Here is a 16,528-nt window from a genome sequence, read left to right as displayed (position 1 = left end):
CCTTAGCGTACTCGTCCAGCCTCCAACCCACGGCAGCAAGCTCGGCCAGCGCCTTGGGGCGGAGCGAACGCCTTTCATGAGGGAGGGGAGCTGCCGCGAAGCGGTGGGAACCCCGCAAGGGGCCACGCTTTTGGATCGTGGCGCGATTTCGCACGAATAGGAGTTCCGAACTAACGGATGGGGGCCATCGACTTATGCACAGGCAAAAGGGTTTTAAACAGTTTTATATATAGTTTTAAAAGATTTAGCGTAAAAAGAAGGAAATTTAATCTTTTAATTCAATTGATTACGCGCGCGCCCGGTTCCTAATAGACGGATACCGGTTCCTAATAGACGGCGAAACGGTTCCTAATAGACGGTTTCAGGTTCCTAATAGACACTCTATCCACAGCGTGGCGGGTTGTTCCCACTTTGTCCGCCAACTGTCCGTCAATCAAAATGAAAAAAGCCCGCAACGGGGCTCTTTTGCGATCTCACTCACCGTCTATTAGGAACCGCCCAGCGGTTCCGACGAGGAATTGCGGTGCCTCATGACCAGTAGAGGGCCATCCTTCCCCGCTTCTTCGCACAAGGCATATTCAGGCAGGTCATCGGCTTTGATGATCCCGCGAAGGAAGAAACAGAATTTTTTGAACGAGCCACCGCTTCCACTGCGTTCGTAAAGGGTCTTGAAAGCCCATTTAGCGCTATCCCTGCCTGCGGCACGGCGAGCCAGTCGGTAGATAAAGCGTCCTATGCCCGGCTCGATCAGAAAGTAGTCCCGGTGTACTGTAAGTACCTCCGGCCGCTTGCCCTCGGTGACTTCTCGATAAATCCACTCCGGGGCTTCAATCTCGACAGAACTTATCTTCTTGGTGTCCGTGCGTGACAGAACACGATAGCGCGCGATCAGCCCCTCGGCTTCGGTTGTCCGGAACTTGCCGCTTTCGCGCACTGTCTTGATGGTAGTACCTCGCAACCGATCTAGCGCGGCTTCCACTCCCTTAACCTGGCTACTACCGTTACCACGTCGGGCAAATCTGAGGATGTCGCTAACATGCAGCCGAAACACTCTCCCCGGCTTGCCACCCTTTCCTTCTCGATAGCGGTTCATAGCTTCGGTCAAGTGAGACACCATCATCAGCACAATGTCGTAGTCCCAAATGGAGGCCATTCCGTGCGCTCCTGCGGACACTTCCACGTATCCATCCGGCAGGTCGTAGCGGATCAGTTCTCCGGCTCGCTTGTCCTTCTTGGATAAACGGAACACGGCCACATCCATGACGCTGCGATTGTCGCGGCCGCCCACGTCATAAAGGCTGGGCGCAAAAAAATCTGGCTGAGCGTCGCCTTGTGGAGGCTTGCGGACAAGTGACAACGCTTTGTCCCGCTCTTTTGCCCTTTCCATCTGTTCATGCACGGTCGAGACGTTAGACGGTCTACCGCGTTCAGCAGCCGGAGTTCGGTCACTGTTCCGCTTCCTGATATTTTCAAGGCGTTCCAGTAGCCCGCCAGAGTCGCCTATTACCGCGCCTATGGGCTTAAGACCGCTGTTTCGGCTACTCATGCACGGCCCAACCGGAGCTGTATTAAGCCCAGTACAAGCGGTCTACTCGTAAATGTCGCCTGCAAGTTGGCCGCCACAATTCAGGCCCCCATTCCGGGACGAGGGGCCGGGCTGGAATGTTTGCACGCATCAATCCATGCCTCGACCTCCGCCAAATCCCACACGACCTTGCGGCTACTGAGCGCAATGCGCTGAGGAAATTTCCCCTGCTTTTCAAAGTTGTAGATCGTGCGCTCGCACAGCGGAATCATCTCCAGCAGCTGCTTTTTGCTAATGAGAACTTTACTTGCTCTCCTTAATTCTTTTTCCACACCGAATACCTCGTTTTGTCATCATCCGAGGTTTAATTATTGCTACACAATTCCGGAAAATTCCAGCATCTACGATCATATTTTTCAATTAAATCAATAGCTTAGTTTCCGTAAATTCAACGTTTGACGGACAATCTTGATAACGCAAACCGCTGTTTTAATTAGGTTTGCAATAGGCACTTAAACCCAATTTATCGCGTCCGGAAATTCATCGTTTTTCGGACAAAAAAAAGCCCACCGAAGTGGGCATTTCGCTACAGAATGCAGGTCTCTAGGCTCCGAATCAGTCCTTGAGGCGGGTCTTCCTGATTGTCCACTCGTCGATCATGTCGGCCCAATCTTGGAGCATCGCCCGGCGCTGATCGCGGTACTCGGCCTTGTTGTAGATGGCACGAACGCCCTTCTGTTCGTGCGCAAGGCACTTCTCGATCCAGTCGGTGTTATAGCCCGCCTCATGCAACAGCGTGCTGGCTGTGCGCCGCAAGTCGTGCGGTCCAAACTTGCCAAGTGACTGCCCTTCCTTCTGGGCCAGCCGATAGGTAAGGGTAAGCACCTGATTGAGCGTTGCGCTGCTCATCGGCAAGTCTGAGTCATAACGTGATGGCAGAATGTATTCCGAACCGCCGGCGAAGGTCTTCAGCGCGATGAAAATATCCAGCGCCTGCCTCGACAGGAACACCAAATGGGGATTGCGGCGCTTCATCCGCTCCTTGGGGATTGTCCAGAGCGCGTCGGTGAAATTGATTTCGTTCCACGTTGCGTTGGTCAGTTCGCTTTTGCGAACCATCGTTAGCAACAGCAGCTTGGCAGCCGCTCGAATTGAAGGTGTGGTGCCGATACGCTCCATGTACTGGTACATCAAGCCAATTTCCTCGGGCGTCAGTGCTCGATCTCGCGGCTCAAACTTGGCGATAGTTGACGGGCGCACCAAATCGGCCGGGTTCTCAACCTTCTGTCCGCGTTCGATAGCCCAGCGGAAGACCTGCATCATAATTTCGCGGCAAAGCACGGCCGTTGATGGCCTGCCTTGTTCCACGATGGCATCAGTCAGCGCCCGCAAGTCCTCGTGGGTAATTTCTATCAGTTTCCTGTTGCTGAATTTCGGCTTTAGCTCTCGCTCGTATGTTCCACGGCGCATGTCGCGGGTGGAATCTGCCATTTGATAGCCGCGCAACCACTTCTCGGCCCACGCGCCGAATGTCTCAGCATCCTTGATGCGGGCTTTGTCCCGCGCTTTCTCCTTGGCTGGAGATTTCCCTGCGGCGATCATCTTCTTGGCTTCGCCCAGCCGTTCGCGAGCTTCCGCTAGCGTGATCCCTCCGACACCATAGCGGCCGAAGGTGATGGTCTCTTGCCTGCCGTGGATCGAGTAGTTGTAGCGGAACGAAATCGAACCCGCAGGGGTGATGGCCACGTAGAGGCCGTCACGGTCATTCACTTTGTAGAGCTTGTCCTTTGGCTTGAGGTTGCGCAGCTTGGTATCAGTCAGCATGGTCGGGTTGGGTTTCCTCTCAAAAATACCATGCTCAAAAAGCCCCACAAATCCTCAAAAAACTTCTTTAAGGACAATGCGTTACCTAAATTCGATACCATGAACACCCCATCAGAGGCGGCATGGTATCGAGTGCCGAACATGGCATCAGGTTCAAATCGTACCATCTACCATGCCATAGAAACGGTGTGCTTGGCGATGCGAAAATTTGCCAGACAGTGCTACGCCAAGAACGAAAAAAGCCCGCAATTACGCGGGCTTAGGGGTGTTTTAATGCTTCTTGGTGCCAGTCTGTGCCGGACGCGGGATCACTCCCACTCAATCGTTGCTGGTGGTTTACCGCTGATGTCATACACCACGCGGGAAATACCGTTCACTTCATTGATAATGCGGTTAGAGACACGGCCCAGGAAATCGTACGGCAGGTGTGCCCAGTGTGCGGTCATAAAGTCGATAGTTTCGACGGCTCGGAGGGAAACAACCCAATCGTACTTACGGCCATCGCCCATTACGCCAACGGAACGCACCGGCAGGAACACGGTGAACGCCTGGCTCACTTTGTTGTACAGGTCAGCTTTGTGCAGCTCTTCGATGAAGATGGCATCAGCGCGACGCAGCAGGTCGCAGTACTCTTTCTTCACTTCGCCCAGCACGCGAACGCCGAGGCCTGGCCCCGGGAACGGGTGACGGTAGAGCATGTCGTACGGCAGGCCAAGTTCCAGACCAATTTTACGCACTTCATCTTTGAACAGCTCACGCAGCGGTTCAACCAGGCCCATCTTCATCTCTTTCGGCAGGCCGCCCACGTTGTGGTGAGATTTGATGACGTGCGCTTTACCGGTAGCGGAAGCCGCAGATTCAATAACGTCCGGATAGATAGTGCCCTGTGCCAGCCATTTCACATCTTCCAGCTTCAGCGCTTCTTCGTCGAATACTTCAACAAAAACACGACCAATGATTTTACGTTTCGCTTCCGGGTCGTTTTCACCCGCCAGCGCATCGAGGAAGCGTTTTTCACCTTCTACGTGAACAATGTTCAGACCGAAGTGATCGCCAAACATGTCCATGACTTGCTGAGCTTCATTCAGACGCAGCAGGCCGTTGTCGACGAATACGCAGGTCAGGTTTTTGCCGATTGCGCGGTGCAGCAGCATTGCAGTCACGGAGGAATCCACGCCACCAGAGAGGCCGAGGATCACTTTATCGTCGCCAACCTGTTCACGAATACGAGCTACAGCGTCGTCGATAATTTTCGCCGGCGTCCACAGCGCTTCACACTGGCAGATATCCAGTACAAAACGTTCCAGCATGCGCATGCCCTGACGGGTATGGGTCACTTCCGGGTGGAACTGCACGCCATAGAAGCGTTTTTCTTCGTTCGCCATAATCGCGAACGGGCAGGTTTCGGTGCTGGCAACGGTAACGAAATCGGACGGGATTGCAGTGACTTTGTCGCCGTGGCTCATCCAGACGTCCAGCAGCGGTTTGCCTTCCGGCGTCAGGGAATCTTCGATACCGCGAACCAGCGCGCTGTCGGTCAGGACTTCAACCTGTGCGTAGCCGAATTCACGCTCAGAAGAGCCTTCCACGTGGCCGCCAAGCTGCATGGCCATGGTTTGCATGCCATAGCACACGCCAAATACCGGTACGCCTGCTTCAAAGACATACTGCGGCGCGCGCGGGCTGTTTTCTTCAGTGGTGCTTTCCGGGCCACCGGAAAGGATGATGCCGCTTGGATTAAACTCACGGATTTGTGCTTCAGTAACATCCCACGCCCACAGTTCGCAGTAAACGCCCAGCTCACGTACGCGACGTGCAACCAGTTGGGTGTACTGAGAACCGAAATCGAGAATAAGAATGCGATGCTTATGAATATTGTCTGTCATTTGACGATTGTTCCGAGGCAAGTGAAACAGGGTAAATAAATCGCCCGACGCGGAGTCGGGCGAAGAAAATCAGGAACCCAGACGGTAGTTCGGGGATTCTTTGGTGATGGTCACGTCGTGAACGTGGCTTTCCTGAATGCCCGCACCGCTGATGCGTACGAATTCAGCTTTAGTACGCAGGAGGTCAATCGTACCACAACCGGTCAGACCCATACAGGAGCGCAGGCCGCCCATCTGCTGGTGAATGATCTCTTTCAGGCGACCTTTGTAAGCGACGCGGCCTTCGATACCTTCCGGCACCAGTTTGTCGGCGGCGTTATCACTCTGGAAGTAACGGTCAGAGGAACCTTTGGACATCGCGCCCAGGGAACCCATGCCACGGTAAGACTTGTAAGAACGGCCTTGGTAGAGTTCAATTTCACCCGGAGATTCTTCAGTACCGGCCAGCATGGAACCCACCATTACCGCGCTTGCACCAGCAGCGATGGCTTTCGCGATATCACCGGAGAAACGGATACCGCCGTCGGCGATAACCGGAATGCCCATCCCTTCCAGCGCTTCAACCGCGTCGGAAACAGCAGTGATCTGCGGAACACCGACACCGGTTACGATACGGGTAGTACAGATAGAGCCCGGACCAATACCCACTTTAACCGCGCTGCAACCGGCTTCTGCCAGCGCACGAGCGCCTGCGCCCGTTGCGACGTTACCGCCAATAATTTGCAGATCAGGATATTTCGCACGGGTTTCACGAATACGTTGCAGAACGCCTTCGGAGTGACCATGTGAGGAGTCAATCAGCAGGACGTCAACGCCCGCGGCAACCAGCGCATCAACACGCTCTTCGTTGCCCGCACCCGCGCCTACCGCAGCACCTACGCGCAGACGGCCATGCTCATCTTTACAGGCGTTCGGTTTACGTTCTGCTTTCTGGAAATCTTTAACGGTGATCATGCCGCGCAGATGGAAGCTGTCGTCAACAACCAGCGCTTTTTCAACGCGTTTTTCGTGCATTTTGGCCAGAACCACTTCGCGGGTTTCGCCTTCACGCACGGTAACCAGACGCTCTTTCGGCGTCATATATACGCTAACCGGCTGGCTGAGGTCAGTGACGAAACGCACGTCACGACCGGTAATGATACCCACCAGCTCATAATCTTCGGTGACAACCGGGTAGCCTGCGAAACCGTTACGCTCGGTCAGTTCTTTCACTTCGCGAAGCGTCGTGGTTGGCAGAACAGTCTGCGGGTCGGTGACGATACCGGATTCATGTTTCTTCACGCGCTTCACTTCTTCAGCCTGGCGCTCGATAGACATGTTTTTATGGATAAAGCCGATGCCGCCTTCCTGCGCCAGCGCGATAGCCAGGCGTGCTTCAGTCACGGTATCCATTGCCGCAGAGAGCATAGGAATGTTCAGGCGAATGGTTTTCGTCAGTTGGGTGCTGAGGTCAGCAGTATTCGGCAGAACGGTGGAATGAGCGGGAACAAGGAGGACGTCGTCAAACGTCAGAGCTTCTTTAGCGATACGTAGCATGGGCAATATCTCGACCAGAGTGGTTAATAAATATTGCCGTGGCATTATACAGAGCGTAATCGGTTGCATCCACCTTTTTTTGCAAATAATGCTTGCGCTCCCCGGTCAACACGTTACTATCGATTGAATAACCTGCTGATTTAAAATTTGATCTTGCTCACATGTTATCATCTCAATCCCCCGCAATTTTTACGGTTAGTCGCCTGAATCAGACCGTCCGTTTGCTGCTTGAGCAGGAGATGGGGCAAGTGTGGATCAGCGGCGAAATTTCTAACTTTAGCCAGCCCTCTTCCGGGCACTGGTACTTCACCCTCAAAGACGATACCGCCCAGGTGCGCTGTGCGATGTTCCGTAACAGCAATCGCCGGGTGACTTTTCGCCCACAGCATGGGCAGCAGGTTTTAGTTCGCGCCAACATTACGCTGTATGAACCGCGCGGCGATTATCAAATTATTGTCGAAAGTATGCAGCCCGCCGGTGAAGGTTTGCTGCAACAGAAGTACGAACAGCTTAAAGCGAAGTTGCAGGCTGAGGGGTTATTCGACCAGCAATTCAAGAATCCGCTACCGTCACCTGCGCACTGCGTGGGCGTTATCACCTCAAAGACCGGTGCTGCACTGCACGATATATTGCATGTGTTGAAACGCCGCGATCCGTTTCTGCCGGTGATCATCTACCCCACCGCCGTTCAGGGAGATGACGCACCAGGGCATATCGTTCGTGCCATTGAGCTGGCGAATCTTCGCAACGAATGTGACGTGTTGATTGTTGGGCGTGGCGGCGGTTCGCTGGAAGATTTATGGAGTTTTAATGACGAGCGCGTGGCGCGGGCGATTTTTGCCAGCCGCATTCCGGTGGTTAGCGCCGTTGGGCATGAAACCGATGTGACGATTGCCGACTTTGTTGCTGATCTACGTGCACCAACGCCGTCAGCTGCCGCCGAAGTGGTGAGCCGCAATCAACAAGAGTTACTGCGCCAGGTGCATTCAGCCCAGCAACGGCTGGAAATGGCGATGGATTACTACCTCGCCAACCGCACGCGACGTTTTACGCAGATCCATCACCGCTTGCAGCAACAGCATCCACAGCTCCGGCTGGCGCGTCAGCAAACCACCCTTGAGCGTCTGCAAAAGCGGATGAGCTTTGCGCTGGAGAATCAGCTTAAACGCGCCGGTCAGCAACAGCAGCGATTAACACAGCGGCTGAATCAGCAAAACCCGCAACCGAAGATTCATCGCGCACAAACACGGGTTCAGCAACTGGAATATCGTTTAGCGGAAAACTTGCGCGCGCAGCTTAGCGCCATGCGCGAACGCTTTGGTAACACAGTGACGCACCTCGAAGCGGTGAGTCCACTGTCCACACTCGCGCGTGGTTATAGCGTTACCAGCGCCACTGATGGCGCGGTGCTGAAACAGGTTAAGCAGGTGAAAGTGGGTGAGACACTGACCACTCGCCTGGGCGATGGCGTAGTGCTCAGTGAAGTGAGTGCTGTGACGAAAATCCGCAAGCCTCGCAAGAAAACCTGATGACGCATTGCGTACCAGACTTTCCCCCATTTACAGACCCGATAAGACTACTGGAAACAAGTCGCAAACCCCGCAGTACTGGATGCCTGAATACCGCAGTTTTGTGTCCCCGCCCCTTCATCCATGCCACAATAGAACGAACCGGCCCGATCGGTAGAGAAATAGGGGAAGCTTATCGATGATGGCCATCCCAGCGCGCTAAAGCTGCTATGTAATGACTGTAAATCGGTATAGCTCGGTGCTTTACTAAAGTCACCGCACTGCTTTGCAACATCCCATTTTTGAGCATCGATCACATGTGCCAGCGCCCAGATTTCATTATTCACCGTTGGCGCCACTGCCGCTGTAGCCCCTGACGGCAGCTCTGATTTCAATAGCGGGCGATGTAACGTCTTGCCACTTACTGTGGCGGTATCCGCCATATGCCCCCAGAAATACGCCGTGGCGACATTCGGGCTGGTCGGCACGGTGAAAATTGTGTCCAGCGTCGCCGTTATTGTGGCGTTATCCGTCAGCGTCACCGTCAACGGTGTTTTATATCCTGGCGTATTATCCTGACGAACAGTAAAACTTGCCGTACCGTCCGCCCCTGTCACACCGTCAATCGTATTCCCACTGTCAACCAGCGTTACCACCGTCCCGCTGGCAGGTTGTACCGTCATATCATCCATCGCCGCAACATTACCATACAACGTCGCCCCGCTGTTACGCGGCACGGCATCACCACGTTTTAAGGTGAACGCGACATTCGGTACCGGCTTCCCGGTGCTGTCTTTTACGGTAACGACAATGGGCATGGCTTCACCTTTTTTTACCTTCGCCGCCTGAGTAATGGCATCCATCGCGGTCGATGTCAGCGTGACGCTGGAGACGGTCGCGCGAGGATTGACCAGACATCCCTGATACGCCGTACTCGCCGTCGACGACTCCAAACCATTACTCAGACTGACAACCAGGGCATTCCCCTGCCTGTTATCCAGTGCCCACCATGCATACTTCGTAGACCAACCGATTTGAGTCGTCAGCGTGTTCCCCGGATAACGCGCATAGAGAGATGATAAATCATCGCTCAATGGGCGACGCGCCGATTCACATGGGCTGAGGTTGCCGTCTACCCTTTGCGTTGCGTTAAACAACGGCCACACTTCATTGTTATCCGTCACCTGACTGACTCCAGCGCTCGACGGCAGCTCTTTCAACAATTTAGGCCGTTCAAAGACCACGCCGTTTTCCGCCGTTACCGTATCTGGCATATGGCCCCAGTAGGTCGCCATTGCGGAATCCGGGCTGGTGACGACGGTAAAGATCGCATCAAGAACGCTGGTAGTTGCGACATCTCGCGCCAGTATAGCGGTGAATGGAATGGCCAGGCCGATGGTCTCAGGCTGTTCAACATTGAAAGTGGCCGTACCATCACTGCCGGTGAAACCTTGCCATTGCGTATCGTGTGCGGCCAGAGAAAACTCCGCCGACACAGGTGTCAATTCTGTCAACGTCATTGCATTTGCCGTCGTGTTCACTCCTGCTCCTGAACGACTCATCGCTGAACCACGCCTGAGCGTCACGGCCTCTCCCGCCAGCGGGTTACCATCACGATCTTTGACCGTCACCACAATTGGCAGTGGGTTACCTTTTTTCACTGACGCGCTGGGTCGCCCGCCATTACTGAGGGTTCTGGCGTTATCCATTGCGGATGACGTCAACATTACGCTGACGCCTGCCGGATGCGGCTTCGTCAGGCAAAGCATCAGCGCGTTGGTTGACGAGCTCTTCGCGATATCTCCTGCGCTCAGGCTGACAGTTTGATACTGCCACGTATATAAATCCGGCATGACCATATCATAAGCCCACCACTTGCCTGCATATATCGGCAGCCCCAGGTCAGTCTTTATCGCACCGTTGGGATGATCATTATACAAATCCAACAATTCATTACTGCGCGGTTGATTCTCCAGCGGACAATCTGTCGATGTTAAATTTTGAAAGTTGCTCATATACGACCACACTTCACCATTGCCGTTAGTGCTAATCGATGACCCTGAAGTCGCTTCGGCTTTCAGCAGCGGTCGTCTGAAGGTGACGCCTGCCGAACTGGTAAAGGTGTCCGGCATGTGCCCCCAGAATTTCGCGCTCGGTGAGTCCGGGCTGGTTATCACCGTGTAGATAACATCCAGCGTGGCGGTTTTGGTTGTATCGCGCGCCAGCGTGACGGTTATCGGTGTCGCCAGACCGGTCGTGGCATTCTGACTCACTTCAAAGGTGGCTGTGCCATCACTGCCCGTTGTTCTGAGCACTTTTGACCCATTTGCCGTCAGCCCAGCGTCGCTGTTCACAGGTATCAATGACTTCACGGTAAGATCGTCCGCATTTGAGTTAACGGTTGCTTTCGAGCGATCCAGCGTCGTTTCACGCGTGAGGGTAAAGTCGGCGTAGGGCACCGGGTTCCCGGCGCTATCACGTACGGTCACCGTCAGCGGAATCGTCTCACCTTTCTTCGCCACGGCGCTCGGTCGACCACCATTGCTGGCCGTTTTTGCCACATCCTGCGCTGTTGAAGTGATCGCTATCGTCGCCGGAACGGTATGCGGTTCCACCAGGCACATCACTACCGCCGTATAACTGGACGATGCCTGAACTATCTGACCATTAACGAGCGAATATGCCTGGTTGCTCCAGCTGCTGCCAGAAACCGTCATCATGTCGTAGGCCCACATATACCCGGCGGAAGTCGGCAAGCCGAGCACCGTGCCCAACTGGTTGTTAGGGTAATCCGCATACAACCCCTGCATGTCAGTCATCAGCGGTTGATAACTCTCATCACATCCAGCCTTGCTGGCATCCATTTTCTCCGTTGCTGTCAGACGCGACCAGACTTCATTATTAGTCGTAACCGCCGTACCACCAGAAAGTTCAGCTTTGAGGAAAGGCCGTTTGAAGGTGACGCCTTCGCTGCTGGTAAAGGTTTCCGCCATATGCCCCCAGTTGGCCGCCAGCGGTGTATCCGGGCTGGTGACGACGGTGAAGATCACTGGCAAGGTGTTCGACGACACCCCGGTATCATTCAACAGGGCATAAAAGTCGGTTTTAAGTCCGGTGGACGCATCCTGTCGGAGTGTTATCGTGGTGGTTCCGTCTGGCCCGGTCACGCCATACACGGTGGCCGATGCATTGGTATCAACTGTACTGGCCGCTGCGGGTGTCACCGAAACCGTCTGCATCGTCACTAATACATTCTGGCGATTGAAAGAACTGCTGCGCTTCAGTGTAAACGGCGTATTACCCACCGGGTTTCCTTGCGCATCTTTGGTCGTGACGCGAATAACAACCTCATCGCCTTTTTTCACTTTAATGGCGCTCAGATTATCGTCAACCTTAACGAATTGCGTGGCGTCCGCAGGCTCCAGAGACACCTGGCTGGCAACAGCCGCAGGTGTTGTGCGACAGGTTTGTAATACCAGCACGGTGGTCACGATTTGAGAAACCGCGCCAGAATTCAGCTGCACCACATTGTAATAACGGTTACTTAATTGCGTATCACTCGGTGTATTGGTGAGATAACTGGTTGCTACCGGCCATCCCTGCACTGTACCCATCGCATTACCACTATTGGCACTGTACAAAGACTGCAGGCCATCCAGTGTCGGCATATACTCTGCACCGCATCCATCCATATCGGTGTTATTTGACTGAACCACACTGAATCTTGCCCAATCTTCACCATTCTCAAAAGTGCTATAGCGTGCATAGTTATTGGTAAGTTCTTTAAACAGTAATGGTCGCTTATACGTCATGCCATCAGAGGCCGTTACCGTTTCAGGCATGTGCCCCCAAAAATTCGCTTTAGGAGAATCTGGGCTGGTTACCACGGTAAAGACCACCGGGAGGGTCGCCTGAACGCCGCTGACGCCATCCAGTGATGCCGTGAGATCGGTTCTTAACCCGGTACTGTTATCCTGTTTCAGCGTAAAGGTTGTCGCCCCGTCAGCCCCCGTCACGCCATAGATCATTTCAGTTGTTGCCTGAAAATTACTCCGCGTATTTCCCCAGGCATCGGCTACGGTCAGCGCACCTGCACTCGCTGTCGCTGATGTATACCTCCGGTTTATGCTGGTGGCACGTTTCAGAATAAACGCCGCATTGCCAACCGGGTTACCTTGCGCATCTTTCGTGGTGACGCGCACTACCGACTCTTCGCCTTTTTTGGCTTTAACTACACTCAGTGTATCGTCAACATAAACCAGAGCCGCAGGATCTGCCGCTTCCAGTAGAATCTGGGTCACCGTGGTGACCGGCGTGGTTTGACAGGTCAGTAGATCCAGTGTCGACGTTGACACCATGGCACTGGTGCCATTACCGAGATCCACCGCTTTGTAGTTACGCTGTTCCATGCCAGTGTTGTCGGGCGTGCTGGATAAATAACGCGTTACAACCGGCCAGCCCTGGACGGTTTTTATGGTATTGCCGGCGTGATTATCAAACAACGACAACAACCCAGCCTGAGTGGGAACATAGCTAGCGCCGCAGCCGCTACTGGTTGAGTTCGCCTGGGTTTGGGTAAACAGCGCCCAGTTTTCATTGTCTTCGAATATTGATGTTCGCCCGGTCTGACTTGACAGTTCCTTTAACAGCAATGGGCGTTTAAAAACGGTACCATCTGCCGCCGTTAAGGTTTCCGGCATATGGCCCCACATTTTCGCTTTGCTACTATCCGGGCTGGTGACCACAGTAAAGATCGTATCCAGGCTGTCTTTTTTCGTCGCATCAGAGTAAAGCGTCGCCGTCAGCGCCGTTTTGGTGCCGTGAGTATCCGGGCGTGTAATATTGAGGATTTTGCTGCCGTCGCTACTGGTCATGGCAGTATAAAATCCCGCGGTGTCGTTCAACGTCGTTTCATCCGCCAGCCCACTGTTAATCACCACCGGGGCCACCAGCGCATCGCCACTACCGGCAATATGTTTTTCGCCCGTGCGGGTATAACCGTCTCCGCGACTGAGTGTAAATGGCATATCCGTGAGCGGATTACCCTGCGCATCTTTTACCGTTACCTTAACCCGTAGCGTTTCGCCTTTTTTCAGCTTCGCCGCGTTATTTCCGGCAGCCCACTGTGCGTTATCAACCACATCCAACGTAATGCTGCTGGCCGGTTTGTTCGCCGTCGTCAGGCAACTGACGTAAACCGGCGTATCGCCGCCGATAGCCTGTGCGCCGTTATCCAGGGCAATGGTGTAATAGTGCGGCGTTACATCCGCGGGGGAACTGCTCCAGTAGGGCTGACGCTGCGTCGGCCAGCCGTGTGTGGTTTGCACCGCATTGCCGTTATTAGCGTCATAGAGCGCACTGAGCTGTGAGCGGCGCGGCAGCATATTGGCTCCGCAACCGCCTTTACTGGTAATGGCCGTACTGGCCTGGCTAACACGCGCCCAGACTTCGTTTTTTTCCGTTAGTGTGCCATCCGGACTGGTGATTTCTGCTGCCAGCTTAGGCCGGGTAAAGGTTAATGAATCAACGGTAATCGTTTCATCCATATGGCCCCACATCTGCGCCCCACTAACATCCGGGCTGGTTGGGGTGGTAAAAATAACATTGTAATTAATGGCATTTGGTAAATGGGAATTTACGGGCGTAATGCTCAGCACGGTTCTTAACCCCACCCCTTGGGGTTGCTCTATTTCGACCGTTGCTACACCTTGTGCATCTGTCGTACCCGTGTAGACCATAGAGGGCTGCGATGTGCCGTATTGCGTGCCATTCATCGTGATTGCGCCGCTGCTCGGGTCATCAAACCCGCTCACCTGCCCCGCTCGGTTATACCCCATGCCTTTAGTGATGGTGAAGGCTGTAAAGGGAACAGGAGTATGATTGAGCGCGTTAATCGTACGCACGGTCATCACGATGGTGTCTCCCACTTTGGCCTGTGCTTTGCTGCCGAGAGTAATATCGTGATCGGTGCTGACTTCAACGTTCGCTACCATCTCATTGCCCGAACAGGAGAGATAATTTCGCTTAAAGCCGGAGTAGCTGTCGACGCTCCCGTTCCCCAAATTCACCGATGAATGCGTGGTTTGCTCCGCCGCGCTTAAGTAGCTCTGTTGTGCGGTGGGCCAGCCATATTCCGTGCCGATGGCGTTGCCTGGATGGGCAGTAAATAAGCCTTCCAGCGAACTCTGCCGGGGTATATGGCCCACACCGCATTCTGCCTGCATACTGGTGTCTTGATCGAACAGCGCCCAGTCTTCGTTATTTTCCCGCACCGATCCCAGTTCATGCTCAGTTTCATCCGCCAGCACTGGGCGTTTGAACAGACTGCCAGATTCAACAATGCCGCGCATGTGGCCCCACATCCGCGCTTTGTCGCTGTCCGGACTGGTGATCACAGTAAAAATCACGTCTTTGGCATCCGTGGCCGTAAAATTGCTGCGCATTTTCGCCGTGATATGGGTTTTCACGCCTGCGCCGTCGGGCTGGCTCAGGGTTAGCGAAGCCTGACCGTTGACATCGGTCATGCCTTCATAGGTGTGAGCATCAACCTGTTGCAAATTCGAACCACCAGTAATCTGCACCGGATGGGCTTCCCAGGCAGGATCGGTTTGATTTTTGCGGTTAACACCGTCATCCAGATGCAGCGAGAAGTAGTAATACGCCAGCGGTTGATCGTTATTTTTATTGTCGGTGATTGTCAGACGCATCGAGGCGTCTTCACCCACCTTCGCTTTCATCGCCTGTGCCGTATCATCATAGTTTTCGGGCGTAAGGACGATTTTCGGTTCGACGTCAGGCGCGGGTTTATCCACGCAGCTCACAAGAAACGGGGTGCTATCCGGCTTTTGCGTTTCACCACGGTTAGAGACATCCGCCGCATGGTGCTGCCCGGTGGTGCCCGCCAGCGATGACCAGTAATAATCCCCCTGCATCGGCCAGCCAAGGACTGTCTGCACCGACGTGGGGATAACGGTCGCCAGCGCGCCGAAGTGGCGCATGCCGGGCAGCACGGTGCAGTGGCTATCTGCGCCGCTCCAGGTGAAGGTGGACCAGGTTTCGTTATGATCGACGACCGTGGCGCTTTCATTGCTGACTTCTGCCGCCAGCTTTGGTCGACTGAAGGTGTAACCGTGGGCTTCTACCGTCTCCGCCATATGGCCCCACATCGTAGCCTGCGCCACGTCCGGGCTGGTGAGTACCGTAAAAATCACCGCGGTTTCGCTGGTTTGCGCAAAACCGGAGATGCTGACCACCAATGGCGTTTTGACGCCAGGGCCATTCGGTTGGCTCACCGTGATGGTGGCCGTGCCGTTGGCATCAGAAGTGCCATGGTATTCGGTATCCGTCGTCGTTAACTCGGTGCTATCCAGTACCACTGGCGCACTATTATTCACCGCCCCCTGGCGATTTTCAGCATCTTTACGTTTGATAATAAACGGAATATTACCCGCGACGTTGCCCTGACAATCTTTAGTGGTGACGGTGAGCGTGATGGTGTCGCCAACGGTGGTTTTTGCCGCCGCGATCGTTTCGTTATAACCGCTGGCGCTCACCGAGATTAAATCGCCCTGCGCGGGCGCGATGTTCAGGGTCACTTTCTGATCCACCAACGCCACCGTCCCCGCATAGGGATACCCGGTCGAGGTCAGCAGGTAGAGCATTGGGAGGGTTTGCTGCGCATCAATCTGTGGCCAGGCCACCAGCGAGCGTCCGGCCAGCCCCTGAGCGCAAAAGCTACGGTTAGCAATAGGTTGTGGGTTAAGGGGCACATCGGGCGTGGCGGCATCGGCCCACACCAGGCTGACGGTAGGGGGTGTTTGATTTTCCCAGCGCAGCGCAGGTGGTGTGGAAAACTGGTCGCCTTCATTGTCCTGAGGATTAGCGACAATCAGGTTAGCAGCGTCATCGTCAACGCTAAATTCATTCGGTTTAGCAGAAAACCCGACATCATGAGATTCAGCAGGATTAAGCTGAACACTGCCCTGATAGACGGGTACGCTGGCGCTGTCGGCAAAAGGAACGGTTCCGTTAAACTCGCCTGTAGAATCAGGATATGTCTGCCATTCCGCCCCTGCCCGTGCAAAGTCAGACAGCATAAAAGCTGCCAACATGCCCAGAAGCATAATGATTTTCCCTGGTTTCAAACATACCGACATGTAGAAAACTCCAGCATGATAAACAAAACATCAACCTGTTTTGCTTAACGCGTCGCTAAGCAAAACAGGCGGAAAACAGCATCCCCGTATGGG

7 protein-coding genes are annotated in these 16,528 nt (G+C 54.2%); 1 reads left to right on the top strand and 6 read right to left on the bottom strand.

Annotation, left to right across the window (positions count from 1 at the left end):
• Positions 1–487: 487 nt before the first annotated feature.
• From NMC31_RS18205 to guaB, 5 genes are all read right to left on the bottom strand, one after another.
• Positions 488–1,546, bottom strand: a complete 1,059-nt coding sequence (locus tag NMC31_RS18205) for a replication initiator protein A (RefSeq protein ID WP_021577798.1) — start codon at positions 1,544–1,546, stop codon at positions 488–490.
• 80 nt (positions 1,547–1,626) lie between these two features.
• Positions 1,627–1,857 (bottom strand): helix-turn-helix transcriptional regulator, encoded by a 231-nt coding sequence (locus tag NMC31_RS18200; RefSeq protein ID WP_000410046.1) that lies wholly within the window; start codon positions 1,855–1,857, stop codon positions 1,627–1,629.
• Positions 1,858–2,140: 283 nt separating this feature from the next.
• A complete protein-coding gene (locus tag NMC31_RS18195) occupies positions 2,141–3,349 on the bottom strand; it encodes a tyrosine-type recombinase/integrase (protein ID WP_032195657.1) in 1,209 nt (402 codons plus the stop codon).
• A 308-nt stretch (positions 3,350–3,657) separates the two neighbouring features.
• Entirely contained in the window at positions 3,658–5,235 is a 1,578-nt protein-coding gene (guaA, locus tag NMC31_RS18190) for a glutamine-hydrolyzing GMP synthase (protein WP_149464783.1), read from the bottom strand.
• Between the two features lie 69 nt (positions 5,236–5,304).
• Positions 5,305–6,771, bottom strand: a complete 1,467-nt coding sequence (guaB, locus tag NMC31_RS18185) for an IMP dehydrogenase (RefSeq protein WP_149464784.1) — start codon at positions 6,769–6,771, stop codon at positions 5,305–5,307.
• Positions 6,772–6,932: 161 nt separating this feature from the next.
• Here guaB and xseA point away from each other — a divergent pair, with 161 nt between their 5' ends.
• Entirely contained in the window at positions 6,933–8,300 is a 1,368-nt protein-coding gene (gene xseA / locus NMC31_RS18180; RefSeq protein WP_253898735.1) for an exodeoxyribonuclease VII large subunit, read from the top strand.
• A gap of 47 nt (positions 8,301–8,347) precedes the next feature.
• Here the strand turns inward: xseA and NMC31_RS18175 are convergent, their stop codons facing one another.
• Complete coding sequence (locus NMC31_RS18175) at positions 8,348–16,435, bottom strand: adhesion domain-containing protein (protein ID WP_253898734.1); 8,088 nt, start codon at positions 16,433–16,435, stop codon at positions 8,348–8,350.
• Between the last annotated feature and the right edge of the window lie 93 nt (positions 16,436–16,528).

Source organism: Pseudocitrobacter vendiensis (assembly GCF_943590815.1).
In the GTDB taxonomy this organism is placed as follows: domain Bacteria; phylum Pseudomonadota; class Gammaproteobacteria; order Enterobacterales; family Enterobacteriaceae; genus Pseudocitrobacter; species Pseudocitrobacter vendiensis.
The sequence above is the reverse complement of the archived record's forward strand: the minus strand, read 5'-3'. Positions and strand labels throughout refer to the sequence as shown.